The organism is Lysinibacillus sp. NPDC056220 (genome assembly GCF_049315265.1).
Classification (GTDB): domain Bacteria; phylum Bacillota; class Bacilli; order Bacillales_A; family Planococcaceae; genus Lysinibacillus; species Lysinibacillus pinottii.
Genome location: NZ_JBMOXD010000005.1, coordinates 27,374 through 49,192 on the forward strand (window position 1 = coordinate 27,374; position 21,819 = coordinate 49,192).

The window sequence follows — 21,819 nt, forward strand, 5'->3', positions numbered from 1 at the left end:
TGCTTTTGGGTTCCTACTTATTTAATTGTTACAATGATTCTCGAACGACTTTTTTATAGTAGCCTACCGATAGTAGAGCAAAAATTGTATACAATGCTATATAACAGCACATCGCAATCCACAAGGGTGCTGTTAACTCTGTTCCAAATAAAAACCATCCTGATTTAACAGCAAAGTAGCTATGCAATAATCCAATAATTAATGGAACTCCAAAATTAAAGGCTTGTTTCATATAAATGCCTCTCATAATATCTCTTTCTGCAAAGCCAATCTTTCTGAGGATTGTATAGGAGCCACGCTCTTCCTCTGCCTCAGACATTTGTTTGAAGTACAGAATACTACCAGTTGTCATTAAGAAAGCTAATCCTAAAAATGCAGTTGTAAATATAGTAAGACCCAATGATTCAATATTATCTTTACGCTTCTCTTCATAAGAAGATTGATTATACTGCTCTGTTTTACCCTCATGATCTTTAGTTGTAATGACCCCAGCATTTGTCTGTAAATATAATTTCTCTGCCACCACTAAGTTTTCTTTTGAATTTATAGTAATAGAAGACTGTCGATGCCAAGGGTAATGCTCTGATTGTGTAGCTAGACTTTTAAACATATCATCTGTTACAACAAAGATGGGCCCACCACCTCCAGCTGTAACGATACCACTTATAATACTTTTATCGTGTACATCCACAACATGAAAAGTCTCTTCGAGTTCTCCTGCAGATACTACTACATCACGATCTTTCTCTAATGGGAACATCTCAGCCATATACCCACCATAGTTTGTTAAAATCACATCATTTCCTGATATCGAGGCTTCAGGCACACTCTGCTTATAATCAGAAAGTGGAATTGTATAGATGGTTCCTTCCATACTATATAGAGGATTATCCTGCTGTTTTTTAGACATGAGTTGTCCTACAGAGGCTGTTACTCCTTGCAAACGATAATCTACCCTTTCATACGCTATGTTATTTTTCTCTAATTCATTTAAGAAAGACATTCCCTGCTCTTCTAGCAAGATAAAATCACCCGGTACTTGGCTATATGCAGATGCTTCTGAAGAATAGTAGGAGATATAAGATAAAGTCGTCACACCTAGAGAGACACCCGTTAATACGGTTATGAGCGTTAATGACTTAGCGTTGCTCTTCATCCGATGCATGATAGGTGTTAATGCTAAAACATCATGGATGGAAAGATGTCCTTTTTTCTTTAAGCGAATCGTATTCATAATAAATGCTACAGAAAAACGAAAGACAAGAAATGTTCCACCAATTGTAGTAACTAGAATAATGATCATATTAATAAATAAGTTTCCGGCTGATTCAATATCAAATAGCTTTGTTGAAGCATAGTAACCATAAACTATTAAAACTAACCCCATAAAGCCAATCACCATTTGTAAGGCACTAAAACGTCTTACACGTTCATCTGCTTGTTTAGCAGCGGTAAATAGTGATAGTAAAGAAACACGATGGATCATCCAGGCCATTTGTACAAGGACAATCATCAAAAGTATAGTAAATACAATTATGGATTGCTGTAATGCCTGCGTACTAAATGTCATGGTTACAAGAGCTTCTTTCTCAAGTACACGCAATAGTATCATTGCAAATACACGTGAACTAAAGAAACCGGCCAGCATACCTAAAATAACTGCTCCAACAAATAATAGAATGCTTTCGATCGCTAATAAGCGTACAATTAATCCCTTGGTCATACCAATCAATTGGTACAAGCCTATCTCTTTACTACGACGCTTCATAAATAAATGATTGGCGTACAAGACGAAGAACAAAACGATAAAATATAAAATATAAGTGGCTGCTTTAAATCCAGCAGTAGCCGTTCCACTCATCTGAACAGCATCCCATACTGCAGAGTTATTTTGTAATGTTACAAAGGAAAAATATAAAGTAACGCTAAAAATAAGGGCGAAGAAGTATAAATAGTAGTGCTTCATATTTTTCTTCATGCTTCTTAATACTAACTTACTTAGACTCATAACCATCACCGCCTAGCACACTTTGCGTATGCATGATTTCCTGGAAAAAAGCCTGTCTTGTTTTATCCCCTTTATAAAGCTCACTATAAATAAGTCCATCCTTTAGAAATAAAACACGTGTGCAGAAACTTGCAGCTACTGCATCATGCGTAACCATCATTATTGTCGCTTCTTTTGTCTCATTAATATTTTGGAGATTTTGGAGCAAAGCTGTAGCTGATTTAGAATCTAATGCACCTGTAGGCTCATCTGCAAATACTAATGATGGATTTGTAATCAGTGCACGCGCAGCAGATGTACGTTGTTTTTGTCCCCCGGATATTTCATTGGGATATTTATTTAAAATTTCTGATATGCCTAGTAAGGATGTTAGCTCCTTTACACGACTTTCAGCAACTGTCTTAGGTAGATTACTGATCGCTAAGGGGAGAAGAATATTTTCCTTTACGGTTAATGTATCTAGTAAATTATAATCCTGGAATATGAAACCTAACTGCTCTCTACGGAAATTGGCCAAAGCCTTTTCCTTCATTCCCCGTAAATTATGACCATTTATTTCTATTACTCCTTCTGTTGCAAAATCGATTGAACATAAGACATTTAAAAGTGTTGTTTTACCTGATCCAGAAGGTCCCATAATACCTACGAATTCACCCTTACTCACTTCCAAATCAATGCCCTTTAATACTTCCTGAGCCGTAGATTTCTTTCCATAAACTTTTTTTATTTTACGACCAATTAACACTGTCACTTATAAACGCCCCTTTCTATATTCCCAGTGTACCCTATCGCATCTATTCATTCGTGCGTTTTAGATGACAATATAAAAAGGTAGGTGACAATTTCGTCATCTACCTGTTAGTTTGACATATTCATTTTGTAATGGGAACCGTAGCGTAAATAATGAACCCTCTCCTACAGTCGACTGTACATTTATACGGATACCTATTTTTTTTGCTACATTATATGCTAGATAAAGACCCATACCTGTAGATTGACTTGACTCCCGCCCCACGTTTCCTGTATACGATTTTTGAAAAATCCTAGGTAAATCCTCCGAAGGTATCCCAATGCCCACATCTTTAATATGTAATAATGTAGCACCTGTTGGGTCAAGTTCAGTAAAAATCGCTACCTCTGAATTGGCTGAACTATATTTTATGGCGTTAGAGAGAATTTGTCGTACAATAAACGATAGCCATTTTCCATCTGTCATAACCTTTTCAGTCAGTTCATCTACTTCAAAACCGATTCCCTTTTCTATACACCAGGCTTGCATAGCTCGAATCTCTTTATTAACAACTGGTTTTAGCTCAATCTCAGTTAAATAATTGTCCTTTTCTATAGAAGTAAGTCGTGTTTGGTGTAGCTGTTGATCGACTAACAGATGGAGTCTCAACCATTCTTTTTCTAATTTTCGACGTGTTGATAAATCCTCCACATGGTCTAACATTAAATTAATGGTTGTTAAAGGCCCTTTTACTTCATGAACCCATGCCAGCAACTCATCTGAATACTCTTGCAGCTGTACTTTGGCCTGATTTAATTCCATATTCTTTTCATGAAAGACATCCTCCATTTTTCGAAAGCTAACTTCTTGAAAAGGTGACAAAGATAAGCTACTTCTATGGGCTTCATCAAGGTGGCTATCCATATTTCCCAGGAAATCATTTAATTTCCCAACTTCGAGGAAGAAACGCCATAAGAAGAAGAGTATGAAACTAACAAGCATACTTACATTTACATACCAAATAGAAACACTATTTAGACCAACATCTAAAGAAAATAGCACGTTTAACAGTATCATCATAAATGTAAAAAACCCTATCCATGCAAAGCGCTCTCTTATAAACAATAGTAACAATATAGTTCACGTCCCTTGAGTTACTGCTATATATCCAAGTCCCTTTTTTGTTAGAATCACTTCATGTAAGCCAATATCCTCTAGCTTTGCACGTAACCTGTTAACATTCACCGATAACGTATTATCGTTTACAAAACGTTCATCATCCCACAGTTTTCTCATTAGTTCATCTCTTGAAACGATATGATTAGCCTGTTCCACTAAAATGCGCAAAATAAAGAGTTCATTTTTTGTTAAAGAAGCTATAGCTCCATCACAAATAATTTCACTCCTTGCATAATCAATAACAGCATCATTAAATCGTGTAACATCCATTTTCGCTTCAACATAGTCATAGGTTCTTCGTAAAATAGCCTGTGCTTTAGCGAGCAATACTTCCATATGAAAGGGTTTCTGTATAAAATCATCTGCCCCCATTTGCATTGCCATCACCATATCCATTGGATGATCTCGAGAAGATAGAAAAAGGATTGGCACATTGGATAGATGACGAATTTCTCGACACCAATGAAAGCCATCATAGGCTGGCAATTGAATATCGATTAGTACAAGATGTGGCTTTACTTCTATAAAGTCATCCATCACCTTTTGAAAATTTTTGGGTCCAACAACTTGTAATGACCATTGTGCAAAACGTTCTTCAATCATACTATATATCGATGGATCATCTTCAATCAGTAAAATTTTCATCTCCATATTCAAATCCCTTTCCACTTAAATAGTTTACCTAGATGACATGCTGGCTGATATGTATTCATACACTAATTAAAACTTTAAATTACTTACATTTTAACATAAAAAACCAATCTGTAAGCGTCCCTACAGATTGGTTTGAACATTAGCAAAAGCTAAAATTATTTTTGGATAGAAGCAACTACGCCAGCGCCTACAGTACGGCCACCCTCACGGATAGAGAATTTAGTACCTTCTTCAAGAGCGATTGGAGCGATAAGTTCAACTGTCATTTCGATGTTATCACCAGGCATTACCATTTCAACGCCTTCTGGTAAGTTACAGATACCTGTTACGTCAGTTGTACGGAAGTAGAACTGAGGACGGTAGTTAGAGAAGAATGGAGTATGACGGCCACCCTCTTCTTTTGATAAAACATAAACTTCAGCTTTGAAGTTAGTGTGTGGAGTAATTGAACCTGGTTTAGCTAATACTTGACCACGTTGGATTTCTTCACGAGCTACACCACGAAGTAATGCACCGATGTTGTCACCAGCTTCAGCATAGTCTAATAATTTACGGAACATTTCTACACCAGTTACAGTAGTAGATTTAGCTTCTTCAGCGATACCGATGATTTCAACTACGTCACCAACTTTAACTTGACCACGTTCAACACGGCCAGTTGCAACTGTACCACGACCAGTAATAGAGAATACGTCCTCTACTGGCATCATGAATGGTTTGTCAGTTTGACGTTCTGGAGTTGGGATGTAAGAATCTACAGCGTCCATTAATTCAACGATTTTTTCTTCCCATTCTGGTTCACCTTCAAGAGCTTTAAGAGCAGAACCTTTGATTACAGGAATATCGTCACCTGGGAAGTCATATTCAGATAGTAGGTCACGGATTTCCATTTCTACTAATTCTAATAATTCTTCGTCATCAACCATATCACATTTGTTCATGAATACTACTAAGTATGGAACACCTACTTGACGAGATAAAAGGATGTGTTCACGAGTTTGTGGCATTGGGCCATCAGCAGCAGATACTACTAAGATACCGCCGTCCATTTGTGCAGCACCAGTGATCATGTTTTTAACATAGTCAGCGTGTCCTGGGCAGTCAACGTGTGCATAGTGACGAGTTTCTGTTTCATATTCTACGTGAGAAGTATTGATTGTGATACCACGCTCTTTTTCTTCAGGAGCGTTATCGATGTCAGCGTATGATTTAGCTGTACCACCCATTTTTTTAGAAAGAACTGTAGCGATAGCAGCAGTTAAAGTAGTTTTACCATGGTCAACGTGTCCGATTGTACCAATGTTAGCATGCGTTTTAGAACGGTCAAATTTTTCTTTAGCCATTAGAGATTGCCTCCTCAAAATTATATGTTTTATTTTTGAAATTTATAGAATGAATGCTGATAGAGAACGGGCCCATCCCCTATCCTGCAATCATAGCTTACAAATTAGTTATACTTTATGCAAGATGAAAATTCAATTATTCACCTTTATTTTTTTTGATGATTTCAGCAGCAATTGATTTTGGTACTTCTTCATAATGATCAAATGTCATTGAGAATACACCACGACCTTGCGTTGCAGAACGAAGAGTCGTTGCATAACCAAACATTTCTGCTAAAGGAACCATAGCACGAACAACTTGTGAGTTACCGCGAGCATCCATACCCTCAACGCGTCCGCGACGAGAAGTAATGTTACCCATGATATCACCAAGGTATTCTTCTGGAATTACAACTTCTACTTTCATCATTGGTTCTAAGATAACAGCATCACATTGTTTAGATGCTTCTTTAAGAGCCATAGATGCAGCAATTTTGAACGCCATCTCATTCGAGTCAACGTCATGGTAAGAACCGAATACTAATTTCGCTTTAATATCGATTAGAGGGTAACCAGCTACTACACCGCGGTCAAGAGAGTCACGAAGACCTGCCTCAACTGCAGGAATGTATTCACGAGGAATTACACCACCAACGATAGCGTTTTCGAATTCAAAGCCTTTACCTTCTTCATTTGGAGAGAACTCAATCGTTACGTCACCATATTGTCCACGACCACCAGATTGGCGAGTGAATTTACCTTGAACTTTTGCAGAGCTACGGAATGTTTCACGGTAAGATACCATTGGAGCACCTACGTTAGCTTCTACTTTAAATTCACGGCGCATACGGTCAACTAAGATATCAAGGTGAAGTTCACCCATACCTGAGATGATTGTTTGTCCAGTTTCTGTGTCAGTATGAGCACGGAAAGTTGGATCCTCTTCTTGAAGTTTTTGTAAAGCTTGACCCATTTTATCTTGGTCAGCTTTTGATTTTGGTTCTACAGAAAGAGAAATTACTGGCTCAGGGAATTCCATTGATTCAAGAATAACTAGGTTTTTCTCGTCACAAAGAGTATCACCAGTAGTAGTATCTTTAAGACCTACTGCTGCTGCGATGTCCCCAGCGAATACTTTAGAAATCTCTTCACGAGAGTTAGCGTGCATTTGTAGGATACGACCTACACGCTCACGTTTACCTTTAGAAGAGTTTTGTACGTATGAACCTGAATCTAATGTTCCAGAGTACACACGGAAGAACGTTAATTTACCTACGAACGGGTCAGTCATAACTTTGAATGCAAGAGCTGAGAATGGCTCATCATCAGAAGATTTACGTTCTAACTCTTCGTCACCATCAACAGAAGTACCTTTGATTGCTGGTACATCTACTGGAGATGGTAAGTAATCGATAACAGCATTTAACATTGGGCGTACACCTTTGTGTTTGAACGCTGTACCACAGATTACTGGGTAGAATTCTACTGCGATTGTAGCACGACGGATTGCCGCTTTAAGTTCCGCAACAGTAATTTCTTCGCCTTCTAAATATTTTTCCATGATATCTTCATCAACACTTGCAACAGCATCGATTAATTTTTCACGGTACTCTTCAGCTTGTGCGCGGTATTCTTCAGGAATTTCTCCCTCAGTTACTGCTGTACCTTTTTCGTCACCATAGAAAGTAGCTTTCATTTCAACCAAGTCAATGATTGCTGAGAACTGATCTTCAGCTCCGATTGGTAATTGAATAGGGTGAGCGTTTGCTTGTAAACGATCATGTAGAGTTCCTACAGAATATAAGAAGTCTGCTCCTGTTTTATCCATTTTATTAATGAATACAATACGTGGAACACCATAAGTTGTAGCTTGACGCCATACAGTTTCAGTTTGAGGCTCAACACCAGATTGAGCATCTAGTACTGTTACAGCACCGTCAAGTACGCGTAATGAACGTTCTACTTCTACAGTGAAGTCTACGTGTCCAGGAGTATCGATGATGTTTACACGATGGCCTGCCCATTGGGCTGTTGTTGCTGCAGAAGTGATTGTAATACCACGTTCTTGCTCTTGCTCCATCCAGTCCATTTGAGAAGCGCCTTCATGAGTTTCACCGATTTTGTGAATCTTACCAGTGTAATAAAGGATACGCTCAGTTGTTGTTGTTTTACCAGCATCAATGTGAGCCATGATCCCAATATTACGAGTATTCTCAAGTGAGAATTCGCGTTTCATAGGAAATTTCTCCTTCCATATTGGGGTAAAGACTGTATAAGAGACCTTGTGCTAGCCAATTTGCTAACACATAGGTTAAATTACCAGCGGTAGTGAGCGAATGCTTTGTTCGCTTCTGCCATTTTGTGCATATCTTCACGTTTCTTAACTGATGCACCAGTATTGTTAGAAGCATCAAGAATTTCGTTAGCTAAACGTTCTTCCATAGTTTTTTCACCACGAAGACGAGCATAGTTAACTAGGTAACGAAGACCTAAAGTTGTACGACGTTCTGGACGTACTTCAACCGGTACTTGGTAGTTAGAACCACCAACACGGCGAGCGCGTACTTCAAGAACTGGCATTACGTTATTTAGAGCAGCTTCGAATACTTCAATTGGATTTTCACCAGAACGTTCTTTAACAATTTCGAACGCACCGTATAAAATCTTTTGAGAAGTACCTCTTTTACCATCAACCATCATTTTATTGATTAAACGAGTTACTAGTTTTGAACTATAAATTGGATCTGGTAACACGTCACGTTTGGAAACAGGACCTTTACGAGGCATGTGTTTTCCTCCTTTCGAATAAATATCGATTATTTTATAAGTTGGCCTTTTATATTCGTCCATCAAATATCAAATCTGCTAGCAAGATTCGATATTTGTGACATTTAGTATAAGGCTCAGTTTTAAATAACGTTATTGAACGTTAAATTATTTTTTTTCTTTAGGGCGTTTTGTTCCGTATTTAGAACGTGATTGTAAACGACCGTTTACACCAGCTGTATCAAGAGCACCACGTACGATATGGTAACGAACACCCGCTAAGTCTTTTACGCGTCCGCCACGGATAAGAACAACGCTGTGCTCTTGTAAGTTGTGGCCTTCACCTGGGATATAAGCTGTAACCTCAATTTGGTTAGTTAAACGTACACGAGCGTATTTACGTAACGCTGAGTTTGGTTTACGAGGTGTCATTGTACCAACACGAGTACAAACACCGCGTTTTTGAGGAGACTTAACATCAGTTAAAGATTTTTTAAATGAGTTATATCCTTTGTTTAACGCTGGTGATTTTGATTTCGTGATTTTAGATTGACGAGGCTTACGTACTAATTGGTTAATTGTAGGCATCGGTATTTCCTCCCTTCATTTATTCCTTGTTAATACCACACATCCAGGTGGTTCATTTTTTGGGTAAAAACAAAGTCTTTGTGCTTAACACACAAAAACTACTCTACAGTAATCGCAACTACCGCAGCTCCAACATGGATTCCACAGGCCTTGCCCAGTTCCTTTTTGGACTCAACAAGAATAACTGGTATACCGATTTCTCTCGCGAAAGATATGGCCAAATCGGTTACCCAATTGTCTGCATCAAGTGCCACAAGGAGTTCTTTCACTGAACCGGCTCGCATTGCTTTTACTGCTTGCTTTGTACCTATGATTGTTTGACTAGCCCTTACTTTATCATAAGACATTTTCATATCCTCCGAAGTACAGACAGTTAACTATCAACCTTCAATATATTATCATTACCATTTTATACTGTCAACTAATATCTTTAAAAAGTCCGAAGAGACGGTGGAATTCCATCTCTTCGGCGCTATTTTTACTATCTATTCAGCAGAAACGACTTCTGTGTCAAGCTCATCTTTTTCAATGCGGATTTGACGGTAACGTTGCATACCAGTACCTGCAGGAACAAGTTTACCGATAATTACGTTCTCTTTTAATCCAAGAAGCTCGTCACGTTTACCCTTAATTGCTGCATCTGTTAACACACGTGTTGTTTCTTGGAATGATGCTGCTGATAAGAATGATTCTGTTTCAAGAGAAGCTTTTGTAATACCTAGGATTACAGGACGACAAGTTGCAGGGTTTTTGCCATCCATAACAGCATCTGCGTTTGCCTCTGCGAACTGGTGGATATCTAGTAATGAACCTGGTAATAAATCTGTATCTCCAGCTTCAATTACACGTACTTTACGAAGCATTTGGCGAACCATTACCTCGATATGTTTATCTCCAATTTCTACCCCTTGCATACGGTATACTTTTTGAACTTCTTTTAATAAATATTCTTGAACAGTTGAAACGTCTTTGACTTTTAATAATTGTTTTGGATCGATAGAACCCTCTGTTAAAACTTGACCACGCTCCACATTATCACCTTCGATAACTTTAAGACGTGCATTATAAGGCGCTTGGTACTTACGAGTTTCTACGTCACCTTGAATCGTAATTTCTTTTAAGCCTTCACGGATTTCTGTGATATCTGAAACAGTACCTGCGATCTCTGAAATAACAGATTGACCTTTTGGATTACGTGCTTCAAAGATCTCCTGGATACGTGGAAGACCTTGTGTAATATCGTCCCCGGCAACCCCACCTGTATGGAATGTACGCATTGTTAACTGTGTACCTGGTTCACCGATTGATTGAGCGGCAATAATACCAACTGCCTCTCCAACCTCAACCTTTTCACCTGTTGCTAAGTTCATGCCGTAACATTTTTTACATACGCCATGTTTTGTATTACATGTAAATGCTGAACGGATAGTCACTTCTTCGATACCAGCTTCGATAATTGCACGAGCCACATCTTGATCGATTAAACCGTCTTTATTTAGAATCACTTCACCAGTTTCAGGATGTACGATTGTTTTCTTCGTATGACGACCAACAATACGCTCATCTAGAGCCTCGATTAGCTCTGTGCCTTCCATTAATGCACCAATTGTTAAACCACGGTCAGTACCACAGTCATCTTCGCGCACAATAACATCCTGTGCAACGTCAACAAGACGACGAGTTAAGTAACCTGAATCGGCAGTTTTTAGGGCTGTATCGGCAAGACCTTTACGAGCACCGTGAGTTGAGATGAAGTACTCTAATACTGTTAAACCTTCACGGAATGAAGATTTAATTGGTAGTTCGATGATACGACCAGCCGGGTTGGCCATCAGACCACGCATACCTGCTAACTGTGTAAAGTTAGATGCGTTACCACGGGCACCTGAGTCAGACATCATGAAGATTGGGTTTGTTTTCTCAAGAGACTTCATCAGCTTGGCTTGGATTTCATCTTTCGCAGCACTCCAGCTTGAGATAACACGGTCATAACGTTCATCCTCTGTGATGAAACCACGGCGGAATTGCGCTTGAACTTTATCAACCTTTTCTTGAGCTACTGCTAAAATTTCACCTTTGTCAGGTAATACCACGATATCAGATACACCAACAGTAATACCGGCACGAGTTGAATATTTGAATCCTAGGTTTTTCATGCGGTCAAGCATTTTAGATGTTTCAGTAATGTGGAAACGTTTAAATACTTCAGCAATGATATTTCCTAAGAACTTTTTACGGAATGGATTTACAACTGGTACAGATTCAAAATGCTTGCGCAATACAGCTGTACGTTGTGCATCAATTTTCCCTTTTTCATCAAGGCTATTATAAGCACTATCTGATTCAAGCTCTTTTAGTGTTTCTTCGTCAATTGTTAAATTCACAAAGTATTTTTCTGGTGTTACTTGCTCTAAGTTAAAATCAGTCGGCTCATTGATATAAGGGAATGATTCAGGCAAGATTTCGTTAAAGATCACTTTACCAACAGTCGTTAATAGGAACATGTTATTTTGTTCCTCTGTGAAGGTTGGATTATTTAACGAACCAGCTTTAATAGCAATACGTGTATGCAAATGCACATGACCTGTATCATATGCGATTAATACTTCGTTTGGACCGTAGAAAATAGTACCTTCTCCACGTGCACTTTCACGTTCAAGCGTTAAGTAGTAGTTTCCTAATACCATATCTTGTGAAGGTGTTACAACAGGTTTACCGTCTTTAGGGTTCAGAATGTTTTGCGCAGCAAGCATTAGAAGACGAGCCTCAGCTTGAGCTTCTGCAGACAATGGTACGTGAACGGCCATTTGGTCACCATCGAAGTCAGCGTTATATGCTGTACATACTAATGGGTGAAGACGAATAGCACGACCTTCTACTAGTGTTGGTTCAAATGCTTGAATACCAAGACGGTGTAGCGTTGGTGCACGGTTTAGTAATACTGGATGCTCACGAATAACATCTTCTAGTACGTCCCAAACGTCGTTGTTTAAACGTTCGATTTTACGCTTAGCAGATTTAATATTATGAGCTAGGCCACGTTCTACTAATTCCTTCATAACGAAAGGCTTGAATAACTCAATAGCCATTTCTTTAGGTAGACCACATTGGTACATTTTTAAGTTTGGACCTACTACGATAACGGAACGACCGGAATAGTCAACACGTTTACCAAGTAGATTTTGACGGAAACGACCTTGTTTACCTTTCAACATATGTGAAAGTGATTTTAGTGGACGGTTACCAGGACCTGTTACAGGGCGTCCGCGACGACCATTATCAATTAATGCGTCAACAGCTTCTTGTAACATACGTTTTTCGTTTTGTACGATGATGCTTGGAGCACCTAAATCTAATAAACGTTTTAATCGGTTATTACGGTTGATAACACGACGGTATAGATCGTTTAAATCTGAAGTTGCAAAACGTCCACCATCTAATTGCACCATTGGGCGAAGCTCGGGTGGAATTACAGGTAGTACATCTAAAATCATCCATTCAGGTGAGTTACCTGAGTTACGGAATGATTCAACAACTTCTAAACGTTTGATAGCACGCGTACGTCTTTGACCTTGTGCAGATTTTAACTCCTCTTTTAAAGAATGAGTTTCATCTTCTAGGTCAATTTTGCCTAATAATTTTTTAATTGCTTCTGCACCCATTGAAGCTTCGAATGTATTTCCGAACTTTTCACGGTATGCGCGGTACTCTTTTTCAGAAAGTAATTGTTTGCTTTCTAAATTTGTAGCACCAGCATCAATCACAACGTAGGAAGCGAAATAAATCACTTCTTCAAGTGCACGCGGTGACATATCTAAAATTAGACCCATACGGCTAGGAATACCTTTGAAGTACCAGATATGAGAAACTGGTGCAGCTAATTCGATATGACCCATACGTTCACGACGAACTTTAGCACGCGTTACTTCAACACCACAGCGGTCACAAACTACGCCTTTATAGCGGACACGTTTATACTTACCACAATGACATTCCCAATCCTTAGTTGGCCCAAAAATACGTTCACAGAATAAACCATCTTTTTCTGGTTTTAACGTACGGTAGTTAATTGTTTCAGGTTTTTTAACCTCACCATATGACCAAGAGCGAATCTTGTCAGGGGATGCTAAACCGATTTTCATATATTCAAATTCATTAACGTCTATCAAGGAGCCTACCTCCCTCTAGTATAGGTCTTTATAAAGACTCTTTTACGCAGCTCGATAATCGTTTGCAAAGAATTTCCTCTTTGACAAAGGATTAGAAATAGAATGATTTATTAAAAGAAAAAGCCAGGCAGGGCGTTAAATCCTGCCCGGCTAATTTGAAAATAAGTTTGACCTTCTTCACTATTGTGAATTTTGGTTTCCATTATTCAAAAGACTCTACTGGCTCTTCTTCAGTATCTGGCTGTGGTGCGATGTTAAGTGCATCAGCTGGTTGAAGATCTTCTTCTTCGTCTAAATCACGAAGCTCTACTTCTTCATCATTAACTGTTAACATCTTAACGTCCATACCAAGAGATTGAAGCTCTTTAATCAATACTTTGAATGATTCAGGAACCCCTGGCTCTGGTACACTTTCACCCTTAACGATGGCTTCATACGTTTTCACACGACCAACAACGTCATCGGATTTAACTGTTAAGATTTCTTGAAGTGTATAAGCGGCACCATATGCTTCAAGTGCCCATACTTCCATCTCACCAAAACGTTGTCCACCAAATTGCGCTTTACCACCAAGTGGTTGCTGCGTAACAAGTGAGTAAGGACCCGTTGAACGCGCGTGAAGTTTATCGTCAACCATGTGAGCAAGTTTGATCATATACATGATACCAACAGATACACGGTTATCAAATGGTTCACCAGAACGGCCATCATACAGGATAGTTTTACCGTCACGGTTCATCCCTGCTTCTTCCATTGTTTCCCAAACGTCTTCTTCATTCGCACCATCAAATACTGGTGTTGCCATGTGGACGCCTAGGTAGCGAGAAGCCATACCTAAGTGTAATTCTAAAACTTGTCCGATATTCATACGAGAAGGTACACCAAGTGGATTTAACATGATATCAACAGGCGTGCCATCTGGCATGAACGGCATATCTTCTTCTGGCAAGATACGAGAGATAACCCCTTTGTTACCATGACGTCCGGCCATTTTGTCCCCAACGCGAATTTTACGTTTTTGAACAATGTAAGCACGAACTAATTGGTTAACACCTGGTGGTAATTCATCGCCATCTTCACGGTTAAATACTTTAACATCCAGAATGATACCGCCAGCACCATGAGGGACACGTAATGATGTATCACGAACCTCACGAGCTTTTTCACCGAAAATAGCATGTAATAAACGCTCTTCAGCAGTTAATTCTGTAACTCCTTTAGGCGTTACTTTCCCTACAAGAATATCACCGTCACGTACTTCCGCACCAATACGGATAATACCACGTTCGTCTAGGTTACGAAGTGCATCTTCCCCGACATTCGGAATATCACGAGTGATTTCTTCAGGTCCAAGTTTTGTATCACGAGACTCTGATTCATATTCTTCAATATGAACAGATGTATAAACATCGTCTTTTACAAGGCGCTCACTCATAATAACAGCATCCTCATAGTTAAAGCCGTTCCAAGTCATGAATGCAACAAGTACGTTACGTCCAAGAGCTAATTCGCCTTTTTCCATTGATGGACCATCTGCTAAAATATCGCGAGGCTTCACACGTTCACCTACTTTTACAAGCGGACGTTGGTTATATGAAGTACCTTGGTTTGAACGAATGAATTTTTGTAATTTATATTTTGTTAAATCGCCTTTAACCTCTTTGCCGTCAACAACTTCAATGCGGCGAACATGGATAGAGCGAGCTTCAACATGCTCAACAATACCATCATACTTCGCTACTACAGCTGCACCTGAATCACGTGCATCCACGTGTTCCATACCCGTACCAACGAATGGTGCCTCTGGGTTAAGAAGTGGAACTGCTTGACGTTGCATGTTTGCACCCATAAGTGCACGGTTAGAGTCATCGTTTTCTAAGAATGGGATACACGCAGTCGCTGCAGAAACTACTTGTTTAGGAGATACGTCCATGTAGTCCATTTGAGCTTTATTAAATACTGTGTTATCTCCGCGGAAACGACCTACTACTTCGTCATTTGCAAAGCTACCATCTGGATTTAATGGTGAGTTTGCTTGTGCTACGTAGTAGTTATCTTCTTCATCAGCTGTTAGATAATCAATTTGATCCGTTACTTGACCTGTTTCATGGTCAATACGACGGTAAGGCGTTTCGATGAAACCAAATTTATTTACTTTAGCGAAAGAAGATAATGAGTTGATTAAACCAATGTTTGGCCCCTCTGGTGTCTCAATTGGACACATACGACCATAGTGAGAGTAGTGAACGTCACGTACTTCGAAACCAGCACGCTCACGTGTTAAACCACCAGGCCCTAATGCAGATAATCGGCGTTTATGCGTTAACTCTGCTAACGGGTTTGTTTGGTCCATGAATTGTGATAATTGAGAGCTTCCGAAGAACTCTTTAATTGACGCAATGACTGGACGAATATTAATTAATTGTTGTGGTACGATAGCCGCTGTGTCGTTAATAGACATACGTTCACGTACTACACGTTCCATACGAGATAATCCAATACGGAACTGGTTTTGTAGTAACTCACCTACAGAACGTAGACGACGGTTACCTAAATGGTCAATATCATCTGTTGCACCTACTTGATAAAGCAAGTTGAAGAAATAGCTTACTGAAGACAATACGTCAGCAGGAGTGATATTTTTTACTTCTTCATCAATATAGGCATTACTAATGATATTAATTTCTTTTTGTGCTTCATCTTTCGGTGCATAAATTTTAATAGATTGGATTGTTACATCGTCCTCAAGTACTCCACCAACTTGTGATAAAGTACGGAAACCAATACCCTTCGAAGAATCTTCTAGGTAAGGTAGGATTTTATCTAAAGTACGGCGATCAAGCACTGTACCTTTCTCTACTAAAATTTCGCCTGTTTCTGGGTCTACAAGCGTTTCAGCAATCGTTTGGTTGAATAAACGATTTTTAATATGAAGCTTTTTATTCATTTTGTAGCGTCCAACATTCGCTAAATCATAGCGTTTTGCGTCGAAGAAACGAGAGTATAATAAACTTTTCGCACTTTCAACTGTTGGTGGTTCACCTGGACGTAAACGCTCGTAGATTTCTAAAAGTGCTTTTTCAGTGCTTTCAGAGTTATCTTTTTCTAACGTATTACGTAAATACTCGTTATCACCGATAATATCGATAATTTCTTGGTCTGAGCCAAAACCTAATGCACGAAGTAATACGGTTACTGGTAGTTTACGAGTACGATCGATACGTACATATACCACATCTTTTGCATCCGTTTCATACTCTAACCAAGCACCACGGTTTGGAATCACTGTAGCTCCAAAACCTTTTTTACCGTTCTTATCCGTTTTATCATGGAAATACACACTTGGTGAACGAACTAATTGTGAAACGATAACACGTTCAGCACCATTGATAATGAATGTACCCGTTTCTGTCATTAATGGGAAATCACCCATGAAGACATCCTGTTCTTTCACTTCGTCTGTTTCTTTGTTGTAAAGACGTACTTTCACACGTAATGGAGCTGCGTAAGTAACATCTCGCTCTTTACACTCATCAACATCATATTTAGGATCACCTAATGAATAATCGATGAATTCTAATGAAAGATTGCCTGTAAAGTCCTCGATCGGCGAAATGTCACGGAACATTTCACGTAAACCTTCTTCAAGGAACCACTCGTAAGACGCCGTTTGAATCTCAATCAGATTTGGAAGCTCAAGCACCTCTTTAATACGCGCAAAGCTTCTACGCTGGCGGTGTTGTCCGTACTGAACTAGTTGACCTGTCAACTCATTCACCCCTCAATAAAGCGATATTAGGTCTTTGCAAAATCATACAAATAGTGTATGATTTCGAAAGACAAAAAGAAAACGAGTCTTCAAAAAGATCTCATTTTCGGTTAACTAAACTTATCTTGGCAAGTATACCCATATTAAAACAATTCTATACAAAAAGGGCATACGACCTCAAAATAATATTTTTGCATTGTATCATATTATCATAGCCGATTTGTCAAGTCAATAAATTATACATATTTCATTTATTTTTTTGCTCGTATTATCCAGTATCCTTTTTTCTTCTCGACAACATCGACTTCGGAAAATTTACCCTCTAGGTAACTTACTGTCGATGGCGCTCCTTGTTTCTTCTGAATTACTACCCAAAGCTCTCCAGATGACACTAGTCTATCATAAGCTCCATCGTAAAAGCGGAAAATCGTTTCCTTCCCTGCACGAATTGGCGGATTCGTTAAGATAGCTGCTGCTTCTATATCTTTATCAACCATCGATAGGCCGTCACTCACAAATATTCGCACATTTTGAACACCGTTCACTTGCGCATTTTTTTGCGAAAGCGCAACTGCACGTTCATTTATATCCATCATACAAACGGTACGGTCTGGATTCGCTTTGGCGATGGATAATCCTATCGGCCCATATCCACACCCTATATCAAAAATTGCACCATCAATATTAGGCATTTGAAAAGCGTCTATTAAAACACGGGATCCAAAATCTACTTCGCTTTTACTAAATACACCTGCATCCGTTTCAAATGAAAACGAATGCCCTAGTAATTGAAATGTCCAATGACGAGGTTTACTCTCAGTTTGAGGATTACTTGTATAATAGTGATCTGACATTTTCACGCCTCCTCAGAATGAAGAAAAAAGCTCGCCAATATGACGAGCTTTCCTTTTGTTTAAAAGTAACGCGAGATTACTTAACTTCTACAGATGCGCCAACTTCTTCAAGTTTAGTTTTGATTTCTTCAGCTTCATCTTTAGAAACGCCTTCTTTAAGAGCTTTAGGAGCGTTATCTACTACTTCTTTAGCTTCTTTAAGACCTAAACCAGTGATTTCGCGAACCACTTTGATTACTTTAATTTTTTCTGCACCAGCAGATGCTAATACTACGTCGAATTCTGTTTTCTCTTCAGCTGCAGCAGCACCACCAGCAACTACTGCTACAGGAGCAGCAGCTGTTACACCGAATTCTTCTTCGATAGCTTTTACTAAATCGTTTAATTCAAGAACTGTCATAGCTTTGATAGCTTCTAAGATTTGCTCTTTGTTCATTATAATTTCCTCCTAATTGGATAATGTTTTATTTTTTTGCGGTCAGGCCGCGGAAGTTTTTGGACGTATTAAATTACGCGCCTTGTTCTTCTTTTTGATCTGCAACAGCTTTTGTTGCAAGTGCGAAGTTACGCACTGGAGCTTGAAGTACAGATAAAAGCATAGAAAGTAGACCTTCGCGTGATGGAAGTTCTGCAAGTGCTTTAACATCTTCAACAGAAGAGATTGTACCTTCGATAATACCCGCCTTAATTTCTAAAGCTTCGTTTTTCTTAGCGAACTCGTTGATGATTTTAGCAGGCGCTACAACATCTTCATTTGAGAACGCAATTGCGTTAGGACCAACTAATACGTCGTTGATTCCTTCAAGACCAGCAGCTTCAGCAGCACGACGAGTTAAAGTGTTTTTGTATACTTTGAACTCAACGCCAGCTTCACGAAGTTGTTTACGAAGCTCTGTTACTTGTGCAACATTAAGACCACGGTAATCCACTACTACTACAGAAGAAGCGTTTTGGAATTTCTCAGTAATCTCTTGAACTTGTACTTGTTTGTTTTCGATTGCTTTGCTCATGATGACACCTCCTATTAGAATGGGTCATTTATACCGACAAAAGAAAAGCCCCTACGTCAAATAGACACAGAGGCTGAAAGTCATCATCTTTAAATAAGAATCTGAATTCCGATGTCCTCGGTAGGAACATTAAGTGACATGTCACTCCTACTGTCTACGGTACAAATGGATAATTCACAACAGCAATGATTATATCATGTAATCATTGCTGTTGTCAATATATATATTTAAATTATTTTACTACTACGTTAGCAGCGTCAATTTTAACAGCTGGACCCATTGTAGTTGTAATATTTACAGACTTCATGTAAGTACCTTTAGCTGCAGCAGGTTTTGCTTTTTGAACTACATCAAATACAGCTAAGAAGTTTTCTACTAATTTTTCTGCAGAGAAAGAAACTTTACCGATAGGAGCGTGGATGATACCAGCTTTGTCAGCACGGTATTCTACTTTACCAGCTTTGATTTCTTCGATAGCTTTTGTTACATCGAAAGTAACTGTACCAGTTTTAGGGTTTGGCATTAAGCCTTTAGGTCCTAATACACGACCAAGTTTACCAACTTCACCCATCATGTCAGGAGTTGCTACGATTACATCGAAATCAAACCAACCTTGTTGGATTTTTTGGATGTACTCTGCATCACCTACATAATCAGCACCAGCTGCTTCTGCTTCTTTAAGTTTTTCACCTTTCGCGAATACTAATACGCGTTGAGTTTTACCAGTACCGTTTGGTAGTACTACTGCACCACGGATTTGTTGGTCGTTTTTACGAGTATCAATACCTAAGCGGAAAGCAACTTCTACAGTAGCGTCGAAGTTTACTGTGCTAGTTTTTTGAGCAAGTTCGATTGCTTCTTGTGCACTGTATAGTGAGTTACGATCAATTAATTTAGCTGCATCTTGCAGTTTTTTACCTTTTTTAGCCATTATATATTTCCTCCTTGATTGTGGTTATAACGGATTTTACCTCCCACGAATAAAGGTTGCGTGTTCACAAAGAAACTTCGCAACCTTCCAAAAAACAAAACATCAAGTAACTGGGATTAGTCTTCGATAACAATACCCATGCTTCGTGCAGTACCTTCTACCATTAACATAGCAGCTTCTACTGAAGCAGCGTTAAGGTCTGGCATTTTAGTTTCAGCGATTTCGCGAACTTTATCACGTTTAACCGTTGCCACTTTTTTACGATTTGGTTCACCAGATCCAGATTGGATACCAGCTGCTACTTTAAGTAGAACTGCTGCAGGTGGAGTTTTTGTAATGAAAGTGAAAGAACGATCCTCGAATACTGAAATTTCAACTGGAATAATAAGACCAGCTTGATCAGCAGTACGCGCGTTGAATTCTTTACAGAATCCCATGATGTTCACACCTGCTTGACCTAATGCAGGACCAACCGGTGGAGCTGGATTAGCTTTACCAGCAGGGATTTGAAGTTTTACAACTTTAATAACTTTTTTAGCCACGAGACACACCTCCTTAAGTCCGTGATGTGGTAATTGGGTTGCCCCTCCCACTCAATATCTGTCTGTCAGCTAAGTGCCGATAACATTAAAATTATCATTACAGACGTCAAACAAAAGTATGACAGTCTGACCTATGAAATGATACCACTTTTAATTTTTTTAAGCAAGTAGTAATTAACAAAATCTGCGAAACGTCTACCAATTGGCATGTCACAGTTCTAGAAATTGTACTATAATTTTTGAATTTGTTCGAAGTCTAGCTCCATAATTGTTTCGCGACCAAACATATCAACTGACACTTTTATTTTTCCTTTTTCTGTGTCAATTTCTTCAACACGTCCTTGGAAATGAGCGAACGGCCCTTCTAATACTTCAACTGCCTCACCAATAGAGATGTCCACTTCAACAATCTTATCAGTCATACCCATTTGTTGTAATAGACGATCCGCTTCTTCAGGTAGTAAAGGTGTTGGTTTTGCTCCTCCACCAGAGGACCCGATAAAGCCTGTTACACCCGGCGTATTACGCACTACATACCAAGAATCATCTGTCATAATAAGCTCTACTAATACATAACCTGGGAAAACTTTACGCATCATCGTACGCTTTTTCCCATCCTTCATTTCTGTTTCCTCATGCTCAGGAACAATCACTCGGAAGATTTTATCTTGCATTCCCATTGTTTCTACACGTTTTTCTAGGTTTGCTTTTACTCGGTTCTCATACCCTGAATACGTATGAACAACATACCAATTTTTCTCCATAACTACTAGGACTCCTCGTCCGTCCCTCCCTTACAAATAAAAGTGAAAATGAATCGCGATATGCTAGATGCAATCCTTACCCTTTTCACAAACATCTCATATAAACATAGCCTTTTCCTATAAAGAAAGCCTGAAGATATGTATCGAAACTAGCATAGTCATCTATCGCTACTATCATACTTATCATAATGAGATTAACTTACTGCCATTCACTTCATCCATATCACTTGCACATAAAGATAGAATTACCTGCTGAATGAAGATAAAACAAACGAAAAAACCCGTTATTGCAATGGACGGGCTATTTCATAAGTATTAACATGCTATTTACTAAATTATAAATCTAAGTACCAGCGGAATAATGATGAAATACCTAAGTCAACTAACACAAAAAATAAAGCCATAACGACAACAGTTGAAATTACAACGACTGTATATTTAGTCAGCTCTTTACTTTTCGGCCAGCTTGTTTTGCGCATTTCTGACATTACATCACTGAAAAAGCCTTTGATCTTGCCCATTCTAGCTTAACC

The 21,819-nt window shown here is 38.9% G+C and carries 18 protein-coding genes and 1 other annotated feature; all 18 genes read right to left on the reverse strand.

Annotated features, from left to right (window positions below; all coding sequences use genetic code 11):
- Positions 1-28: 28 nt before the first annotated feature.
- On the reverse strand, positions 29-2,008 hold the full coding sequence (locus ACOZBY_RS16250; protein WP_031416719.1) for an FtsX-like permease family protein: 1,980 nt from the start codon (positions 2,006-2,008) through the stop codon (positions 29-31).
- Positions 1,995-2,759, reverse strand: coding sequence for an ABC transporter ATP-binding protein (locus ACOZBY_RS16255; RefSeq protein ID WP_012296070.1), 765 nt, complete (start codon positions 2,757-2,759; stop codon positions 1,995-1,997). Before ACOZBY_RS16255 ends, ACOZBY_RS16250 begins: the two co-directional genes overlap by 14 nt.
- Positions 2,760-2,855: 96 nt before the next feature.
- Positions 2,856-3,818: a sensor histidine kinase gene (locus tag ACOZBY_RS16260; RefSeq protein ID WP_230586032.1), complete on the reverse strand. Its 963-nt coding sequence runs from the start codon at positions 3,816-3,818 to the stop codon at positions 2,856-2,858.
- Positions 3,819-3,878: 60 nt separating this feature from the next.
- On the reverse strand, positions 3,879-4,568 hold the full coding sequence (locus ACOZBY_RS16265) for a response regulator transcription factor (protein WP_031416722.1): 690 nt from the start codon (positions 4,566-4,568) through the stop codon (positions 3,879-3,881).
- 158 nt (positions 4,569-4,726) lie between these two features.
- Positions 4,727-5,914 carry an elongation factor Tu gene (tuf, locus tag ACOZBY_RS16270; RefSeq protein ID WP_004233614.1) on the reverse strand — a complete coding sequence of 396 codons (1,188 nt, stop codon included), beginning with the start codon at positions 5,912-5,914 and terminating at the stop codon, positions 4,727-4,729.
- 136 nt (positions 5,915-6,050) lie between these two features.
- The gene (fusA, locus tag ACOZBY_RS16275) at positions 6,051-8,129 is read right to left on the reverse strand and encodes an elongation factor G (protein ID WP_012296073.1); all 2,079 of its coding nucleotides are present in this window, start codon (positions 8,127-8,129) and stop codon (positions 6,051-6,053) included.
- A gap of 80 nt (positions 8,130-8,209) precedes the next feature.
- Positions 8,210-8,680: a 30S ribosomal protein S7 gene (gene rpsG / locus ACOZBY_RS16280; RefSeq protein WP_025116448.1), complete on the reverse strand. Its 471-nt coding sequence runs from the start codon at positions 8,678-8,680 to the stop codon at positions 8,210-8,212.
- A 147-nt stretch (positions 8,681-8,827) separates the two neighbouring features.
- Positions 8,828-9,247 (reverse strand): 30S ribosomal protein S12, encoded by a 420-nt coding sequence (rpsL, locus tag ACOZBY_RS16285; RefSeq protein ID WP_010860613.1) that lies wholly within the window; start codon positions 9,245-9,247, stop codon positions 8,828-8,830.
- Positions 9,248-9,345: 98 nt separating this feature from the next.
- The gene (locus tag ACOZBY_RS16290; RefSeq protein WP_036165052.1) at positions 9,346-9,594 is read right to left on the reverse strand and encodes a ribosomal L7Ae/L30e/S12e/Gadd45 family protein; all 249 of its coding nucleotides are present in this window, start codon (positions 9,592-9,594) and stop codon (positions 9,346-9,348) included.
- Positions 9,595-9,732: 138 nt separating this feature from the next.
- A complete protein-coding gene (rpoC, locus tag ACOZBY_RS16295) occupies positions 9,733-13,416 on the reverse strand; it encodes a DNA-directed RNA polymerase subunit beta' (RefSeq protein WP_031416724.1) in 3,684 nt (1,227 codons plus the stop codon).
- A gap of 202 nt (positions 13,417-13,618) precedes the next feature.
- Positions 13,619-17,194 (reverse strand): DNA-directed RNA polymerase subunit beta, encoded by a 3,576-nt coding sequence (gene rpoB, locus ACOZBY_RS16300; protein WP_012296077.1) that lies wholly within the window; start codon positions 17,192-17,194, stop codon positions 13,619-13,621.
- Positions 17,195-17,436: 242 nt separating this feature from the next.
- Entirely contained in the window at positions 17,437-18,039 is a 603-nt protein-coding gene (locus ACOZBY_RS16305; RefSeq protein ID WP_031416726.1) for a class I SAM-dependent methyltransferase, read from the reverse strand.
- A 76-nt stretch (positions 18,040-18,115) separates the two neighbouring features.
- Positions 18,116-18,475 (reverse strand): 50S ribosomal protein L7/L12, encoded by a 360-nt coding sequence (gene rplL / locus ACOZBY_RS16310; protein WP_012296079.1) that lies wholly within the window; start codon positions 18,473-18,475, stop codon positions 18,116-18,118.
- A gap of 73 nt (positions 18,476-18,548) precedes the next feature.
- Positions 18,549-19,049, reverse strand: a complete 501-nt coding sequence (rplJ, locus tag ACOZBY_RS16315; RefSeq protein WP_012296080.1) for a 50S ribosomal protein L10 — start codon at positions 19,047-19,049, stop codon at positions 18,549-18,551.
- 32 nt (positions 19,050-19,081) lie between these two features.
- Positions 19,082-19,227: a sequence feature (ribosomal protein L10 leader region), on the reverse strand.
- Positions 19,228-19,281: 54 nt separating this feature from the next.
- Positions 19,282-19,980 (reverse strand): 50S ribosomal protein L1, encoded by a 699-nt coding sequence (rplA, locus tag ACOZBY_RS16320; protein WP_031416727.1) that lies wholly within the window; start codon positions 19,978-19,980, stop codon positions 19,282-19,284.
- Between the two features lie 116 nt (positions 19,981-20,096).
- The gene (rplK, locus tag ACOZBY_RS16325) at positions 20,097-20,522 is read right to left on the reverse strand and encodes a 50S ribosomal protein L11 (RefSeq protein WP_004233593.1); all 426 of its coding nucleotides are present in this window, start codon (positions 20,520-20,522) and stop codon (positions 20,097-20,099) included.
- A 230-nt stretch (positions 20,523-20,752) separates the two neighbouring features.
- Positions 20,753-21,286 carry a transcription termination/antitermination protein NusG gene (gene nusG, locus ACOZBY_RS16330; RefSeq protein ID WP_031416728.1) on the reverse strand — a complete coding sequence of 178 codons (534 nt, stop codon included), beginning with the start codon at positions 21,284-21,286 and terminating at the stop codon, positions 20,753-20,755.
- A 335-nt stretch (positions 21,287-21,621) separates the two neighbouring features.
- Complete coding sequence (gene secE, locus ACOZBY_RS16335) at positions 21,622-21,807, reverse strand: preprotein translocase subunit SecE (protein WP_025116455.1); 186 nt, start codon at positions 21,805-21,807, stop codon at positions 21,622-21,624.
- Positions 21,808-21,819: the final 12 nt, after the last annotated feature.

Coding starts and splice junctions, on each gene's coding strand:
- ACOZBY_RS16250 (WP_031416719.1), bottom strand. CDS start 2,008: ATGAGTCTAAGTAAGTTAGTATTAAGAAGCATGAAGAAAAATATGAAG.
- ACOZBY_RS16260 (WP_230586032.1), bottom strand. CDS start 3,818: ATGATGATACTGTTAAACGTGCTATTTTCTTTAGATGTTGGTCTAAAT.
- ACOZBY_RS16265 (WP_031416722.1), bottom strand. CDS start 4,568: ATGGAGATGAAAATTTTACTGATTGAAGATGATCCATCGATATATAGT.
- tuf (WP_004233614.1), bottom strand. CDS start 5,914: ATGGCTAAAGAAAAATTTGACCGTTCTAAAACGCATGCTAACATTGGT.
- fusA (WP_012296073.1), bottom strand. CDS start 8,129: ATGAAACGCGAATTCTCACTTGAGAATACTCGTAATATTGGGATCATG.
- rpsG (WP_025116448.1), bottom strand. CDS start 8,680: ATGCCTCGTAAAGGTCCTGTTTCCAAACGTGACGTGTTACCAGATCCA.
- rpsL (WP_010860613.1), bottom strand. CDS start 9,247: ATGCCTACAATTAACCAATTAGTACGTAAGCCTCGTCAATCTAAAATC.
- ACOZBY_RS16290 (WP_036165052.1), bottom strand. CDS start 9,594: ATGTCTTATGATAAAGTAAGGGCTAGTCAAACAATCATAGGTACAAAG.
- ACOZBY_RS16305 (WP_031416726.1), bottom strand. CDS start 18,039: ATGTCAGATCACTATTATACAAGTAATCCTCAAACTGAGAGTAAACCT.
- rplL (WP_012296079.1), bottom strand. CDS start 18,475: ATGAACAAAGAGCAAATCTTAGAAGCTATCAAAGCTATGACAGTTCTT.
- rplJ (WP_012296080.1), bottom strand. CDS start 19,049: ATGAGCAAAGCAATCGAAAACAAACAAGTACAAGTTCAAGAGATTACT.
- rplA (WP_031416727.1), bottom strand. CDS start 19,980: ATGGCTAAAAAAGGTAAAAAACTGCAAGATGCAGCTAAATTAATTGAT.
- nusG (WP_031416728.1), bottom strand. CDS start 21,286: ATGGAGAAAAATTGGTATGTTGTTCATACGTATTCAGGGTATGAGAAC.
- secE (WP_025116455.1), bottom strand. CDS start 21,807: ATGGGCAAGATCAAAGGCTTTTTCAGTGATGTAATGTCAGAAATGCGC.